Raw genomic sequence first — 14,301 nt, 5'->3', positions numbered from 1 at the left:
CTATCCGTAAAAATACGGGTAGTTCAAAATGATTAAAATAGTTTTTCGCGTTTTACCCCGAAAAGGAGATCGTCTTTCAAGCAGTTTGAAACCGAAAATAGTCGTCTCAGTTAGTGCCTAAAAGTTGTGATGTGCTCAATAAAATGGCGTTTATATTTTAGAAAAACCATGTCGGGGTTATTAAGAAACAAAGCCATTCAATGTCGTCCTTAATGTTTACTTAATAATTACAATGTATAATATGTGGCTTGTTTCGGTGAGGAAGATACTCATGCCCAATCAAGTCGTTTCAGTAAAAAATCCAGAGGGTCTAGTGACCACTTTAAAAGATAGAGTATTAGGACATGCAGTCGTCGCTACTTCAGTGGCTACAGCTTCGTCTGTGGGTGCAGTATCTAGCTTGCCTGGGGTTTATCAAGCCTTTACCGTGCCACTAGTAAGTGCGACCACACGCAAAATTGTCTATGCTTTATTAGTAGAACCCAGTCATAACTACGTGCAAAGACTCGCTATGGGTTATTTAGCTGAAGCTACAGCGGCTAATTTAATTAGCACTGGCATGGCACCTTATGCACTTGCTGCAGTTAGTGGCACCGCTGTCTTTACTACTCTTGCTACAATTAGTATCGCATGTTCTGCAATGCAGGGAGTGAGAGAGGCGTATAAAGCTTACAGCGTTCCGTCTAACATCGAGCAGCGACTCATAATAGTAGATGCGTCTAAACAAAAACTAAAAGATGAATCCTTCATCACTAGACCAGAACTAGAAGGTATTTTAAGGGACTATCAGTCAAATAGTTGTATCCGACGTACCCTTAGTTTCTTTGCTCGTCCTTTTAATAAATCAGGTGAGGTTGCGAGTTTAGAAAAATATTTAGCTGCTAATCCTTCTATGGATTTTATCAGTTTAAAGGACTTATCTCAGGCCATGGCTGGTAATGGCAAACAGTATAAATATCGATTATCTGCATTAGACGACCACCATCCTATTTATAAAAATGTTCTAAGTGCAACAGATAGAGTTATCAACAAAGTCCTAGAAAGCAGTTTTTTAAGCTCTGCAGAGAGAAATAAGGCATATAAGATTTTGGGCTTGAATCCAGAAGAGGAGCTGACCCAAACCAAAGTAGACAAAGCATTTAGAAAAGCATCTCTTAATTATCATCCGGATAGGGAAGCAGGCTCTAATGAAAAATTCCAAGAAGCAATGCAAGCTAAAAAAGTTTTAAGTGAACATGTTATAAAACTTGAGAGAGAAGCGAGCGTTCTTAGGGCGGCGTCAATTTAACTTTTGTTAACGTAAGAACTCGTTTTAGCCGAATTCAGGCGCAAAGAATCTCAATGACAGCAGAATTCGGCCTCCCCCAATTAAGGGGGGTACTTTAATCCACCTGATCTAAACTAAGCCATTGATTTGACGATCAAAAGGAGATTAAAGTGCGGAAGTGCAATCTTATCCTAAAAATAAAACATCTACCACTGTGCAACCATTTTTCAACTGAATATCATCTATCTTGCATTTGAAAATGCAAAACCCGCATCTGAAAAAGTCGGACTAAATGCAAATGCTGAGGATGATATTATTCCGTCACTTAGGCCATCTATACTGAGACCTGTTAGACAGTAATTATTCATTCACACGGTTCGTTATTTGACCGAGTGTTTAATAAATAGTTTTTTATTAAATATACTTCAAATCGAAATTATTGGTTTCACAAAAGAAATAAAAGAATCAATAGGGTCGGATTCGATTGAAAATCTAAATACTAGGCCATAACTTCAAGTTGAACAAAAATAAAAATTAATCGAGTCTCTCCCTTTGATTAGACATCAATATAAGCAGCAGATGATTCGGTCATTAAAAAAGCAAATACCGTGTTTTTACGGTATTTTTATTTGATTTATAATTGAACTATTCGGATCTTTACAATTCGCATTTAAGAATAACTTAGGTTCTACTTAAAACTGCATTCTATTAGCAAGTGGAGTGGTCTAAGCAGATGAAGCTTTCATTGATTAATGAACATTTCTTTTTGACTAGTAGTTATGTGGGTTATTTGGGAATTTTGATTTAAATGGCGTCCCGGAGAGGATTTGAACCTCCGACCTGCCCCTTAGGAGGGGGATTTAATAAAAGTCTTGATGTATCTCTATGTATCATTAGGCATTTAATGTCCTTTTAAATAAAGGGTTTAATTGGTTTTCCATTATATGGAAGTACATGGAAATACAATTAAGCACAATTAATTTGCACCCTATATGCACCCTGATTGAAAAAGTATATACTAATTTATTTGAAATAATCTTCCATGGATAGAGAGCTGTTTATGAACGAACTATCAACCCAAGATCTTCCCGAATATCATAATTTTTTAAATCGAGCTGCTGGTGAGATTCGCCAAGCTAGGACACGTGCTGCTAAATCAGTTAATAAAGAGGCTATATCACTTTACTGGTGGCTTGGAGAACATATAGTACAACATCAACATGAGCACTCTTGGGGCAAGTCTTTCGTAGAGAAGTTATCTATAGATTTAAGGAAAATTTTTCCAGATGCAAAATTTGGTTTCTCGCCTAGAAATTTATGGGATATGAGGCGGTTCTATTTAGAATATAAAGATCATCCAAATCTGCGACAGCTTGTCGCAGAAATTCCATGGGGTCAAAATCTACTCATTATGAATAAAGTTAAAAATAATGAGGAGCGATTATATTATCTTACAGCGACCAAGGAACAAGCTTGGACAAGAGATACATTAAGTTCTCAGATTAATTCAAATGCATATGGGCGTCATCAATTAGCTGATAAGAAACATAACTTCAATGCAACTTTGCCCAAGGAGTTGGCTGAGCAAGCAGATCAATCAATGAAAGATGTTTATATGTTTGACATGTTAGGTATTACCAAGCCCGTGATTGAAACTGAGATTGAAAACCGTATGGTAGAAAAGATCAAAGACGTTATTTTAGAACTTGGTTATGGTTTTAGCTTCATAGGTAACCAATATCGTATTGTGACACCAGATTCAGAGTACTTTATTGACTTGCTTTTTTATCACCGCAAACTTCAAGCACTAGTTGCTTTAGAGCTCAAGAGATCAAAATTCAAGCCGGAATATGCTGGAAAAATGAATTTCTATCTGAATTTACTGGATGACTTTGTTAAAGAGCCTCATGAAAACCCATCTATTGGTATTATTTTATGTGGTGAGCATACTAAGTTTGATGTCGAATACTCCTTGAGAGGCATTGATAAACCCGTTGGCGTCGCAGGTTATCAATTGACGCGGGACGTACCAGAGAAACTGAAAGATGCTTTACCAAATGCTGATCAATTAGAAGAAAAAATCATGTTTGAATTAGGGTTAGATAATGAAAGCCAAAATTAATAATACCCTAGTAAAAAAGCTAGCTCCAGAAGAGAAAGAGTATGAGGTACATGACACCGATTTAAAAGGTTTCCTTCTTCGAGTCTTTCCCTCTGGCACAATGCGCTATGTCTGCCAATATAAAAGAGGAGGCAAGATAAATATTGGTACTGTAGGGGTAATAACCCCAGCTCAGGCTCGGGAAAAAGCTGTTGAGATCTTAAATGACTTTAATAAGGGTATTGATCCAAAAGCTAAAAGAGGAATTAACAAGCCTAAAACTTTAGAAGAGTTCTTTGAAAATGAATATAAGTCTTGGGTATTAACTCATCATAAAAGAGGGAATAAAACCCTTGCTACAATTATACGTTGTTTTGATAAACTATTTTCTAAGCCTTTAGAAGAAATAACACCTTCTATTATAGAGCAATGGCGTATTAAGCGTTTAAATGATGGCATTTCGAATGCCACCCTAAATCGAGATATAGGTACATTAAAATCCTTATTTACTAAGGCAGTAGAATGGGAGGTTATTAAAGAAAACCCATTAAAAAACTTAAAGCTCTCTAAAATAGATAGGGCACCTAAAGTGCGATATTTATCTTTTGATGAAGAAAAAAATTTACGACAAGCTTTATTAGGTCGGGAAGGACAATTAATACAAGACCGGAAACGAGGCAACGAATGGAGGCAGTCACGTGGATATGAGCTACTCCCTGAACGAGAAGGAGACATGTTTTGTGATTATTTAGCACCTATGATTTTAATTTCAATTAATACAGGGTTGAGACAAGGGGAACTGTTTCATCTAACTTGGGAAATGATTGATTTAGAAGAACGCTCTATCATTATTGCTGGTCAGATTACTAAAAATAGCAGTTCGCGCTATATACCCCTAAATAACGAAGTTTATGGAATAATAACGCAACTTCATGAAAAAAGTAATTCAAAGAAAGGGCTGGTATTTCTCAGTAAAGACAATAAGCCATTTAATAATATTAAACGATCTTGGGCAACGCTATTAAAAAATGCTGGGATAGAACAATTTCGTTGGCATGATTTACGACATCATTTTGCTAGTAAACTAGTTATGGCTGGTATTGATTTAAATACTGTACGGGAACTGTTAGGTCATTCGGATATTAAAATGACTTTAAGATATGCACATTTAGCGCCAGAGCATAAAATTAAAGCAGTGAATAAGATCAATTGGACTCTTGGAGAATAATACGACAATATGATATTGATAAAAAAATCTTATTCATGGTTGTAGCTTAATTTCCCGAATATATTAATGGAGGTTTTAGTGAAGTATGCACAAATTTACTGAGCTTATAGATAGGTGTGTAACATTTACCATTGAAACGTTGAGAGATGTAAACGACAGAGTAAGTGAAGAGCTCCAAACCAGCGGCGCTACCAGGCTAGTAAAAACACTTCAAATGGTACAGCTTCAAAAAGCGATCTTGATAGTTGGTATGTTTTCTATGTTTGAAGCTAATTTACAAGATAGCCTTGACTGTGAGGATGGATTTAAGTGTGCCAAGGAAATCTTAACTGATAGAGGGCAGAGTGCTATTAAAGAACGATTTGAAGACCTTTGTCTCGCAATAAATGCGCTTAAACACGGACGCGGAAGAAGTTACTATACTCTAGTTGAGAAAGTTGATAATTTGCCTTTCAAAATAAAACTACCTGATGAATCTTTTTTCTTGGAGGGTGATGTATCAGAGGTGTCAACATTGGTCGAAGTTAACGATGAATTCGTACAGTATTGTTTAGATGTAATTAGAGATGTATCTTACTGCGTTGAGTGTAGCTAAAAGTCTTTGAATTAAATGGTGCGCTCGGAGGGGTTCGAAATTTGCGTAATTAATGGCAGGCTAAGTCAATGTAAAACTCCGGATCTTGATTAACACCATTATATTGAATTAAAACTGGTTTATTATCATTATCAAGAGCCATGGAATAATAAACCACCACTCCATTGTTATTTATATAATTTTCCGTTCTAAATCCCGTATTTTGAGCATTTGCTCCAGTAACTTTAAGAATATTACCATTGACATTTAGAGTTTTTGAATCAGGGTCAGAAATTATGTTAACTGTAATACCATTAAGCATTCCAACACATTGTAGTATTCCTGCATGGCATATCCCAAGATGAAAAAATGTTAAAAATGAAAATATTATCCTTAACATTTGACTTGTCCTTATCTTCTCTTACCTTCATATAATTATAATCCATATATTGAGCTAACTGAAAATTTTTTTATAAACATCTGCAATACAAGGAATAAAGTCTCTTAAAAACTCATACGATATTGTTATGGGTTTATTTTTATAAAAAGCATAGGACTTCCCATTAAAGTGAACCAAGGTATCATCATAGGCAAAAATATAGTTACCACTATTTCCATGAAAACTGTTTCTCACACATCTCAATACTTGAAATCCATTAATAATCTCCTCATAGTTTTCTAGTTTTGGGTCTATTTTCTTGAATAAAGAAATAATATCTCCGTGGCATTTATGTTCAGAGAGATATTCAGCTAACGCACCTTCAATACAAAAATATAGGTTTGTATAAATTGAAACAAGTGTGCAGTTGATCATCTGTTTATATGCGGCGTGAGCAAACTCTTCCAAGTTTTCAGTCTGAGCGTATTGAGACCAAAAAGTGTGTTGGGCCCATACTGTTCTATGTGTATATAATAGGACTATTGCTTCAAAAAGAATATTTTCCAAAACTGTGATGCTATATGTATTTGAAACGTTATTTTTTAAAATACTAAGTTGCTTTCTCTGTTCCTCAAAAACCATCTCAGTATGTTGTATTATCTCATTTTGACTTGGCATCGATTTTGAACCTCATTCAGTAAATTTCTACCTTTGTATCGCTAACGTACTTTTAATATTAATAGACTAATCATTTTTCTTGAAGAGTTTATCTCCTATTAATTTAAAAATATTTAAACAATTATGCTGCTTTAGTATTAATTGTTGAGAGTGAACGAGGCTACCTAAAATGATTGATTTGTCATAAAGATCCATTTCGGACTTTATTACTAGTCCACCTAGCTCAATTTTGTGGCGAGTATCTAATCGACGTTTTTTGAGTTTTTCTATAGCCAACGATTTTTTACAGCGTGCTAGCATCTGTTTTTCTTTCTCAATTTCTTCAAGCAATGCCATGAGATAACTCCTTAGCAAGCTTCAAAAATGCTGAATCTAATCGTTTAATATCAAATTCATGAAGTCCGTGTTTGTAGGCGAGAGTACCAATTTCAAGTTTATGTTTTTGCTGTAGCTGATCTAACTTGATTTTAGCTTTTTCGATTCTGTCCAAGAGTACAGCTTCCATTTGCGATACTGTCTTCGATGACATAATCATTTCTCCGCAAATGAGTAAACAGATTTAGCGTACAGCGCCAGATCTCTAAAAGCAAGAGTTCTTTATCAATAAATTGAGCGCAGCGAAATTCAAAGTCCCGAAGCGAACAGCAAGGGCGCAATATACAAACTTTCGTTTGTTTGCTAGTATCAACATTCAACCACTTAAAAATCTTTAATGGACAAAGGTTTTTTCATTTTTAAAAGCAACCGATGGATTCATTCTCTTTGGGGATTTCGTGGCGATTGCTTTTGCTCAAGTTTCTATTCACTCTCGTTCAAAAGGTCATAGTGCTGTAGCCGCGGCTGCTTATCGTTCTGGTACTTCGCTTTATGATGAGCGTATTGGGCGTACCTATGATTTCTCAAAGAGAAATGATGTCATTTTCTCTGAAATTATTTTGCCGGATGGTGCTACTGACACATTTCTAGATCGAGACTATTTATGGAATGAAGTAGAGCGTGCTGAAAATCGATCTAATTCTCAATTATGTAAGGATTTTGTTTTAGCGTTGCCGCGTGAATTGAACTTAGTACAGCAGATGGAATTGGCAAAACGGTTTGCTCGAACGCATTTTGTGGAGAAAGGTTTACCTGCCGATATCGCTATTCATGATCATGGTGATGGTAATCCACATGCACATATTCTGGTTCCAACACGAAGATTGGAGCAAAACCGATTTTCCAAATACAAGGCTCGCGATTTGAATCCAGTTTTTGCCGAAGGGTTTGTGGTGGAGCAGGATTATTGGGGTGAACAATGGCGAGAGATGCAAAACGAATTTTTTATTGAGAACAATTTTGATTTACAGGTAGATGCAAACCATCTGATTTCAGAGCGGCATCGAGGTAAGCATCACAATCCTAATGCACATTACTTGCTTGAAGAAAACCAATTGATTCAACAGGCGCGAATGGAGCTCACGCGAGATAATATTAATTTTTTGATTGACCATTTATCTACGCAATACAGTGTGTTTACTCGCAGAGATGTTGAACGGTTATTATTTAAAACGTTTCAAGCATCAGATAGCCCTCAAGAATATTTGCAGTTTGTTGAAAGAGTATTGAGTCATCATGATGTGGTGGCTCTGGGTGATAATACTAGACAACAGCCAAGCTTTACTACACGCACCCATTTCATGCAGGAAGCTCAATTATTACATGATATAGAGGCGATGATGGTTTCTCAGAAACACGTAGTTCACCACTCCATTGATAAGCTTTCCCAACAATATCGATTGAGTGAGGAGCAACAAGAAGCTTTTCGTTATATTGCTCAAAGATCAGATATTTCGGTAGTGATAGGACGTCCGGGAGCGGGTAAAAGCTATTTGTTAAAGCCTGTAAATGAGTATTATACCCAAGCAGGAATGGAGGTCATTGGAGCTGCTTTATCCGGTAAAGTTGCTAAAGCCTTGCAAGTAGAGACTGGCATAGCTTCTTTGACAATTAAATCGTTATCTTATCGATTAGCCAATAATATGATGCAACTATGTGATAAGCATGTTTTGATTATCGATGAAGCTGGGATGGTTGATTTTTCTAGTATGGCGTACTTGATTAAAGAAGCACACAAGGCGGGTAGCAAAGTGGTGCTTATTGGTGATCCCGATCAATTAAAACCCATTCAAAAAGGTGAAATATTCAGAGGTATTGCTGCTCGCGCGGGTTACATCGAACTGGAAAACATACAACGTCAACATGATTTTGGGGACAGACAAGCGAGCCTTGATTTAGCTAAAGGGGATATAGACAAAGCCCTGCAACACTATCAAGACAAAGGAGCGATAACTATTGCGGATACCAAGCTGCAAGCTATAGAGCAAGTAGTTGCAGGCTGGAAAAAAGATCTTGAGTCAACGAGCATGGTGGATACCATTATGTTGTCCTATACCAGAAAAACAGTTAACCATCTTAATGACCTGGCTCGTGAAGCGTTAATTGCGGAGAATAAAATTGGTGAAGAGAACATCGTCTATCAGGGAGTAGAGCGAAACCTCAAAATATCAACAGGGGAACGATTATTATTTAGGGAAAACAACAAAGTCCTTGGAGTTCGTAATGGAGACACAGCAACGGTTAGGGAAATAAATAACCAAAAAATTAGTGTTCAATTAGATAGCGGTGAGTTACTTACTATTCCCAAAGAATATAAGGCCTTAGATTATGCATATGCGCTGACTGTTCATAAATCTCAGGGCATGACTGCAAAGAACGTTCGTGTTCTAATTGATAGCAAATACTGGGATAGAAATCTAAGTTTTGTTGCTATGACACGTCACAAAGAGCAGCTCAATATCTATGCAGATAAAGAAAATCACCCAACAGAACAAGTATTAAAACAAACTTTATCCCGTAGCAGTACCAAAGATAATGTTATTGATTGGCCGCTAGATTTTGCTACTCGCTCAGGTCTTGATTCTGATTCATTGATTGGTAGAGCGGTGAATCATATTGTTGGAATGGGGCATAAGGTAAAACACGCTTATAACTTTATCGTAAATTATGAGGCTTATCTTTTGAAGGTCAGACAACAGAATAAAGAACAAGCTCTCGGGCAAGATAGAACTTATGCCAAACAGGAAGCACTTAGAGTAGATGCAAATATAGCTGATGGGGAAGAGTCTAAAATATCAGCTCAAGCATTTGAAATTTTGAAGAAAGAGTTTCCTCAACTTGGTGAGCTTGACACTCTAATTAAAACGCGTCAACGAATGACAGGTTATTTTGCTGAAAAAGCAGATAAAAAAATTACAAACATATCACAGCAATTATTAACCAATAAGACGAATGCCGATAAAATCAAAAGCCAACATCCAGCTCTTTATCAAAAAATACAAAGTATCTATAACAAAGAGAAGGAAAAAGCTTTACTTCTCAATCGTTGATGCTAACAATCTAAAAATGTCCCCTATGCCCCATATAGATAATTTGAAGTTGGGACGGCAAAAGCTTAGCTATAGCGTAAGGTCCCACTTGTCCCTTTTGTCTGTATATTTTGTTTATCAAAAATGTATTCTTGCTAATCCCTGGCATTTATTGCTATTACTTGCCGGCTAGTGTCATGAGTGTCCCTCAAAATCAATGGCTTTTTCCGCATGAAGAATTTTTTGTTAAAAACAATTAACTCAACTGATATTGATAGGCCTTTAGAAATAATTTATTGGTTTTTGCATGAAATAGGGAGCGTTCGCTATAAGCTTGTCTAGCAAAATCAAATGTAATTTGACGTATCTCTACGTTAAAAATTAGCATTTTGTTAGTGCTGATAGATGACTCTGCAGGATGAATTAAGAGGTTATTCCATAAATCTAAATCTTGAACACTATTTAAAAAGGGTATATTAAGCTTGGATAAATAAGTTTTAAGCCTTATTTCTTGTCTTCGAGATATTTTTTGTATGTTCTTCGTATAATTTTGAGAGATTTTTTTGTACTCGGGCATAACATTGAGCATCATAGCCAGTTCGTCAGAGTAGTTAAATGCCTCATCGTGACAATAATCAATTTGTTTGCCAAGAGTAGCGATTTGTCTATTAACTCTATCGGCTTCTTTAATAAAAGAAAACATTAGCTTATGCTCATCTTTGGCAAGAAGATATTCTTTGCTGATTTTAATATGGTCATCGGCTATTTTTTTTACTAAAAGCCAGTACTCTATTTCTTCTGCTTGTTTTTTGAAAAGTTCTAAATTTTTATGATTGCATTCTACTTGTTTATTTCTATATGGTTTTAGTTCTTGTTCGAATAAGAAGCGATTAAATGTGGCTCGATTTTCGTATTTTTTTAAAATGTAGTTTGTCCACATTGGTAAAATGCAAGTTAGGAGTAAGCCCCAAAAAACATACCTAGCAATTTCTCGTTCATTTTGTTTAATAAAACTTAATATTTTCAACTTATTCCTAATAATTCCCCTGGCCACTTATTTAGCTCAAATTTGCCAGAATACTTGCTGCTCCCAGTCAGAAGGGAAACCCATATCGCCAATGCTTACATGGTCAGAGGCCGGAAAAGAGCGCATCAAATCCACTACACGCATTGACCATGTTGAGCGTGGGCAAATGATCTTCATGTAATGTGCCAAGATACATAAAACAACATACACTCTTGATGTTATTTGAGTATTGCCAATGAATGAATCAAAAGAAGGCATTGCGCCTAACTTTGCAAGCTTGGGTTGATCAATTAAATTTCTATTCCATAAGCGACTATGATGCGCTACCACATTACGAACGTAGTTTAAGGAGCGTAGCCAACTCTCCATGATTTGCCAGTCAGGGATATTATATTTGCTTGCAATGGTTGTTTTATCTTTTACAGCCATCCCTTTATAAAATACTGACAGAAGCCCAAAATCCCATAATTCAATAGCAACCCATATAGGTAAGGGCAAGCCATATTTGGCTTTGTAGTGTTCTACAAAATCTTCTTTTGAGCGTTTAATCAATTGATCGTGTTTGGAAATCCATTCTTGGTATTTGGTTTTACCTGTTTTGGGATCAAGTTTTTTTGTGAAATGACCATGTAACAGATCTGGGTTGGCATAAGCAAATGGATCTTTTTCACCAAGAAGGTACGCAATGTCTACCCTAAAAGCGACTTCTATGCGTTCAATGGCGTCTAGTATCAATAAACGTAATTTTTTATCGAAGACATACAGTGCCACAACATCCTGAAATCGAGATTTGGACAGGAACTCATCTGATCTCCGTGGTCTTATAGATTTTATTTGTTGCTCCGCTATAGGGAGTAACTTACGGCAAGGATACCAATAGCCACTTAAACGGTAGTAACCCAATCGACGCAGGTATCCTAATGCGGAGTTGTCATTGGTTACTTCCAAACCGCGCGATTTTAATAGTTCAAGTTGCTGTTCAAAAGTAAGATGAGGTTTATTATAACTCGACATTTATTGGGGACTTCATAAAAAAAGAAAACCCACTCGTGCATTTTTCAATGTAGAGGAGCAGGCCGTGTTACTCATAGTATAACATCATTATTGGTATTTTTGGCAATAAGTTGCAAGTAATCATTATCAGGATTGGTTAGTTCCGTTAATTGTGGAATTAACATGCCTACTTCTACTCTTAAAGCAAATGCGATTTGTATCAAATTTTGAATGGAAATATTTTGCTCACCCCGCTCGACACTCCCCATATAAGTTCGACCCATACCAGAAGCATCGGCAATTCCTTCTTGTGAATAACCTTTGGCTAGGCGTAGCTCTCTGATTTTAGAACCTATTTTTATAAGGTTATGATGTTTTTCTTTCATCATGAAAGTTAAAACGATCACACCCTATAGGTTCCACGCCCAATAAGTGGCATTAATTTAATGTATGACGTATTTTTATCCATAAAAATCAAAAAAAAGATCACTAATGGTTTTAAAAAAATAGCCTATACTTTATTTATTGGAAAGACCGGAGTTAGGATTATGTCTGAGATTAAACAAAAAAAGAGAAAATTTCTCCAACCAATTGAAACAGCCGTATTGGCTTTGCTTGCTACCACTGTGCCTGTGACTGTATCCGCAACACCTAATACTCAAGTAAATCCACCCGTTATTCAAGCTGTAATGACACAATCATCTGCTTCATCTGTTGTTGATGAACCTCTTTTAATAAAACGAGCAGATGCTACTTTTTCAAAAGTAGGTCACTATTCTCATAGCTCTCATTCATCACACTCATCTCATTCATCGCACTACTCAAGTAGCTATTAGAGTGAATAATCATGGATAAAGACCAAAGCGCCCAGCTGATTGAGCATGTTGAGATTCTCAGCTTATCTACATATAGCCTTAACGCAATTAAAAAAACTTGTTATAAATTTTCGCCGGAATTTTCTGTCAAATTGGAAAAAGTTGATGACGAAAAAATTAAAGTGGGCTTTGAGTTTAATCCCAAAGTTGATAATGAGGTGCGCGCAGATTTAATTCGCCAATTTCATAATGAATTGCTAGATCAAGATTTGAGAGAAATTGTTTTCATGGAAACTGAGAGCGTAAGGAATTTAATACTTGCTCATGCTTTCTCAAAAACAACACTTATTGAGTCTGAATAACCATGTCAGAAGCACGACTTAAATTCCAACCGTTGTCCTCCTATGAGTCTAAGGTGAACATCCCCTATAAGCTATTACCTTTTAATTTTACACATCTGGACTCCGATAGATATGTTCTAACAAATTTGGCTGGCGAATATTTAGTTTTAACTAAGCTTGAACTAAATCTTTTAATTAACAGAAAGTTACCTATTGGGACTATTAACTACAATAATCTTATAGCAAAGAATTTTATATACGATCAAAGTTCAGATGTTGCAATAAATCTAACAGCTTTAAAATTCCGAACTAAAAAAAGCCATCTCGCAGAATTCACTAGCCTACACTTATTTGTTGTTAGTCTACGTTGCGATCATTCCTGTCCATATTGCCAAGTCTCACGCCAGAATCTTGATACTTCTCGATTTGACATGACCAAAGAGACAGCTAATAAAGGGATAGAGTTTGCCTTTAAAAGCCCATCGCGCAGTTTGAAATTTGAGTTTCAGGGCGGGGAGTCATTGCTTAATTTCGACCTGATTAAATACATAGTTTTAACAGTGGAAGAGCGCAACAAAATTGAAAACAGAGACATTCAATTTGTGATTGCGACCAATCTTGTTTTTATTAACGCTGAAATATTAAGCTTCTGCAACGAACATAGAGTTTTAATTTCCACATCATTAGATGGCCCAGAAGAGCTACATAATAAAAATCGTCCAAGACCGGGTAAAAATAGTCACCAGCTAACTATACAAGGGATTAATAAAGTCCGCGAGGCATTAGGGCCTCATAGTGTTTCTGCTCTAATGACCACGACCAAGGCGAGCTTACCTAGAGTTAAGGATGTTATTGATGAATATATTACACATGGATTTAATTCAATTTTTTTACGACCATTAAGTCCATATGGTTTTGCAATTAAAACCAAGAGTTATAAAAAATACGATACTCAAGAATGGCTGAAATTCTATTTTGAAGGTCTTGACTACATTCTTGAAATTAACAAAAGTGGCCATTATTTTGCTGAACAATATGCGTCAATTATTTTAAGTAAAATGTTTACCCCGACCGAGCCTGGGTATGTTGATTTACAATCGCCTTCGGGTATCGGCATTAGTGCTATTGTGTTCAACTACAATGGTGATGTTTATGCCTCTGATGAGGCTCGAATGCTAGCTGAAATGAGAGATGAGACATTTAAGCTCGGTAATCTGGACAATGATCCATATGAAGAAATTATTGGTTCGGACAAGCTTCTTGACGTACTTGAGCAAACCATGGCAGAAAGTGTCCCTGGCTGTTCTGAGTGTGCCTTTCAGCCTTATTGCGGGAGTGATCCTGTATTCCATCATGCGACTCAGAATGATGCGGTCGGTAACAAACCGAATAGTGTATTTTGTTATAAGAATATGGAGATTTTCAAACATTTGATTCGACTGATGGAAGATCAGGAAACGCGCAAGATTTTATTAAGTTGGGTGAGGTGTTAAC

15 protein-coding genes are annotated in these 14,301 nt (G+C 36.3%); 8 read left to right on the top strand and 7 right to left on the bottom strand.

What is annotated here, in order from left to right; translation table 11 throughout:
- Nucleotides 1-271 precede the first annotated feature (271 nt).
- The 4 genes from ACD661_RS04850 (at nucleotide 272) to ACD661_RS04835 (ending at nucleotide 5,191) form a co-directional block, all read left to right on the top strand.
- Nucleotides 272-1,288, top strand: a complete 1,017-nt coding sequence (locus tag ACD661_RS04850) for a J domain-containing protein (protein WP_400186723.1) — start codon at nucleotides 272-274, stop codon at nucleotides 1,286-1,288.
- A gap of 1,039 nt (nucleotides 1,289-2,327) precedes the next feature.
- Entirely contained in the window at nucleotides 2,328-3,389 is a 1,062-nt protein-coding gene (locus tag ACD661_RS04845; protein WP_400186722.1) for a PDDEXK nuclease domain-containing protein, read from the top strand.
- Nucleotides 3,373-4,596, top strand: a complete 1,224-nt coding sequence (locus tag ACD661_RS04840) for a phage integrase (protein WP_400186721.1) — start codon at nucleotides 3,373-3,375, stop codon at nucleotides 4,594-4,596. Before ACD661_RS04845 ends, ACD661_RS04840 begins: the two co-directional genes overlap by 17 nt.
- Before the next feature lie 85 nt (nucleotides 4,597-4,681).
- Nucleotides 4,682-5,191 carry a hypothetical protein gene (locus tag ACD661_RS04835; RefSeq protein WP_400186720.1) on the top strand — a complete coding sequence of 170 codons (510 nt, stop codon included), beginning with the start codon at nucleotides 4,682-4,684 and terminating at the stop codon, nucleotides 5,189-5,191.
- A gap of 49 nt (nucleotides 5,192-5,240) precedes the next feature.
- On the opposite strand, the gene ACD661_RS04830 is transcribed toward ACD661_RS04835, so the two are convergent.
- From ACD661_RS04830 to ACD661_RS04815, 4 genes are all read right to left on the bottom strand, one after another.
- Nucleotides 5,241-5,570 carry a hypothetical protein gene (locus ACD661_RS04830; RefSeq protein ID WP_400186719.1) on the bottom strand — a complete coding sequence of 110 codons (330 nt, stop codon included), beginning with the start codon at nucleotides 5,568-5,570 and terminating at the stop codon, nucleotides 5,241-5,243.
- Between the two features lie 54 nt (nucleotides 5,571-5,624).
- Nucleotides 5,625-6,227: a hypothetical protein gene (locus ACD661_RS04825; RefSeq protein ID WP_400186718.1), complete on the bottom strand. Its 603-nt coding sequence runs from the start codon at nucleotides 6,225-6,227 to the stop codon at nucleotides 5,625-5,627.
- Nucleotides 6,228-6,293: 66 nt separating this feature from the next.
- Nucleotides 6,294-6,563, bottom strand: a complete 270-nt coding sequence (locus tag ACD661_RS04820) for a conjugal transfer protein TraD (RefSeq protein ID WP_400186717.1) — start codon at nucleotides 6,561-6,563, stop codon at nucleotides 6,294-6,296.
- Nucleotides 6,550-6,756 (bottom strand): hypothetical protein, encoded by a 207-nt coding sequence (locus tag ACD661_RS04815; RefSeq protein ID WP_400186716.1) that lies wholly within the window; start codon nucleotides 6,754-6,756, stop codon nucleotides 6,550-6,552. Before ACD661_RS04815 ends, ACD661_RS04820 begins: the two co-directional genes overlap by 14 nt.
- A gap of 244 nt (nucleotides 6,757-7,000) precedes the next feature.
- Between ACD661_RS04815 and traA the strand changes: the two genes are divergently transcribed.
- Nucleotides 7,001-9,652, top strand: coding sequence for a Ti-type conjugative transfer relaxase TraA (gene traA, locus ACD661_RS04810; RefSeq protein WP_400186715.1), 2,652 nt, complete (start codon nucleotides 7,001-7,003; stop codon nucleotides 9,650-9,652).
- Between the two features lie 235 nt (nucleotides 9,653-9,887).
- Here traA and ACD661_RS04805 read toward each other — a convergent pair whose 3' ends face one another.
- The 3 genes from ACD661_RS04805 to ACD661_RS04795 form a co-directional block, all read right to left on the bottom strand.
- Complete coding sequence (locus ACD661_RS04805; protein ID WP_400186714.1) at nucleotides 9,888-10,658, bottom strand: hypothetical protein; 771 nt, start codon at nucleotides 10,656-10,658, stop codon at nucleotides 9,888-9,890.
- Between the two features lie 36 nt (nucleotides 10,659-10,694).
- Nucleotides 10,695-11,672: an Abi family protein gene (locus ACD661_RS04800; protein ID WP_400186713.1), complete on the bottom strand. Its 978-nt coding sequence runs from the start codon at nucleotides 11,670-11,672 to the stop codon at nucleotides 10,695-10,697.
- A 71-nt stretch (nucleotides 11,673-11,743) separates the two neighbouring features.
- On the bottom strand, nucleotides 11,744-12,058 hold the full coding sequence (locus tag ACD661_RS04795; RefSeq protein ID WP_400186712.1) for a helix-turn-helix domain-containing protein: 315 nt from the start codon (nucleotides 12,056-12,058) through the stop codon (nucleotides 11,744-11,746).
- Between the two features lie 141 nt (nucleotides 12,059-12,199).
- Between ACD661_RS04795 and ACD661_RS04790 the strand changes: the two genes are divergently transcribed.
- From ACD661_RS04790 to hxsB, 3 genes are read left to right on the top strand one after another with little or no spacing between them, the layout of a single operon-like run.
- On the top strand, nucleotides 12,200-12,487 hold the full coding sequence (locus ACD661_RS04790; RefSeq protein WP_400186711.1) for a hypothetical protein: 288 nt from the start codon (nucleotides 12,200-12,202) through the stop codon (nucleotides 12,485-12,487).
- A gap of 11 nt (nucleotides 12,488-12,498) precedes the next feature.
- Complete coding sequence (gene hxsD / locus ACD661_RS04785; protein ID WP_400186710.1) at nucleotides 12,499-12,828, top strand: His-Xaa-Ser system protein HxsD; 330 nt, start codon at nucleotides 12,499-12,501, stop codon at nucleotides 12,826-12,828.
- A 2-nt stretch (nucleotides 12,829-12,830) separates the two neighbouring features.
- Nucleotides 12,831-14,300, top strand: coding sequence for a His-Xaa-Ser system radical SAM maturase HxsB (hxsB, locus tag ACD661_RS04780; protein ID WP_400186709.1), 1,470 nt, complete (start codon nucleotides 12,831-12,833; stop codon nucleotides 14,298-14,300).
- Nucleotide 14,301 lies beyond the last annotated feature (1 nt).

The sequence above is a fragment of the Legionella lytica genome, assembly GCF_044626755.1.
Classification (GTDB): Bacteria; Pseudomonadota; Gammaproteobacteria; order Legionellales; family Legionellaceae; genus Legionella; species Legionella lytica_A.
The sequence above is the reverse complement of the archived record's forward strand: the minus strand, read 5'-3'. Positions and strand labels throughout refer to the sequence as shown.

What these genes read in the sequence shown, in the direction of transcription:
- ACD661_RS04850 (WP_400186723.1), top strand. Translation starts at nt 272, where the DNA reads ATGCCCAATCAAGTCGTTTCAGTAAAAAATCCAGAGGGTCTAGTGACC.
- ACD661_RS04845 (WP_400186722.1), top strand. Translation starts at nt 2,328, where the DNA reads ATGAACGAACTATCAACCCAAGATCTTCCCGAATATCATAATTTTTTA.
- ACD661_RS04840 (WP_400186721.1), top strand. Translation starts at nt 3,373, where the DNA reads ATGAAAGCCAAAATTAATAATACCCTAGTAAAAAAGCTAGCTCCAGAA.
- ACD661_RS04835 (WP_400186720.1), top strand. Translation starts at nt 4,682, where the DNA reads ATGCACAAATTTACTGAGCTTATAGATAGGTGTGTAACATTTACCATT.
- ACD661_RS04830 (WP_400186719.1), bottom strand. Translation starts at nt 5,570, where the DNA reads ATGTTAAGGATAATATTTTCATTTTTAACATTTTTTCATCTTGGGATA.
- ACD661_RS04825 (WP_400186718.1), bottom strand. Translation starts at nt 6,227, where the DNA reads ATGCCAAGTCAAAATGAGATAATACAACATACTGAGATGGTTTTTGAG.
- ACD661_RS04820 (WP_400186717.1), bottom strand. Translation starts at nt 6,563, where the DNA reads ATGGCATTGCTTGAAGAAATTGAGAAAGAAAAACAGATGCTAGCACGC.
- ACD661_RS04815 (WP_400186716.1), bottom strand. Translation starts at nt 6,756, where the DNA reads ATGTCATCGAAGACAGTATCGCAAATGGAAGCTGTACTCTTGGACAGA.
- ACD661_RS04800 (WP_400186713.1), bottom strand. Translation starts at nt 11,672, where the DNA reads ATGTCGAGTTATAATAAACCTCATCTTACTTTTGAACAGCAACTTGAA.
- ACD661_RS04790 (WP_400186711.1), top strand. Translation starts at nt 12,200, where the DNA reads ATGTCTGAGATTAAACAAAAAAAGAGAAAATTTCTCCAACCAATTGAA.
- hxsD (WP_400186710.1), top strand. Translation starts at nt 12,499, where the DNA reads ATGGATAAAGACCAAAGCGCCCAGCTGATTGAGCATGTTGAGATTCTC.
- hxsB (WP_400186709.1), top strand. Translation starts at nt 12,831, where the DNA reads ATGTCAGAAGCACGACTTAAATTCCAACCGTTGTCCTCCTATGAGTCT.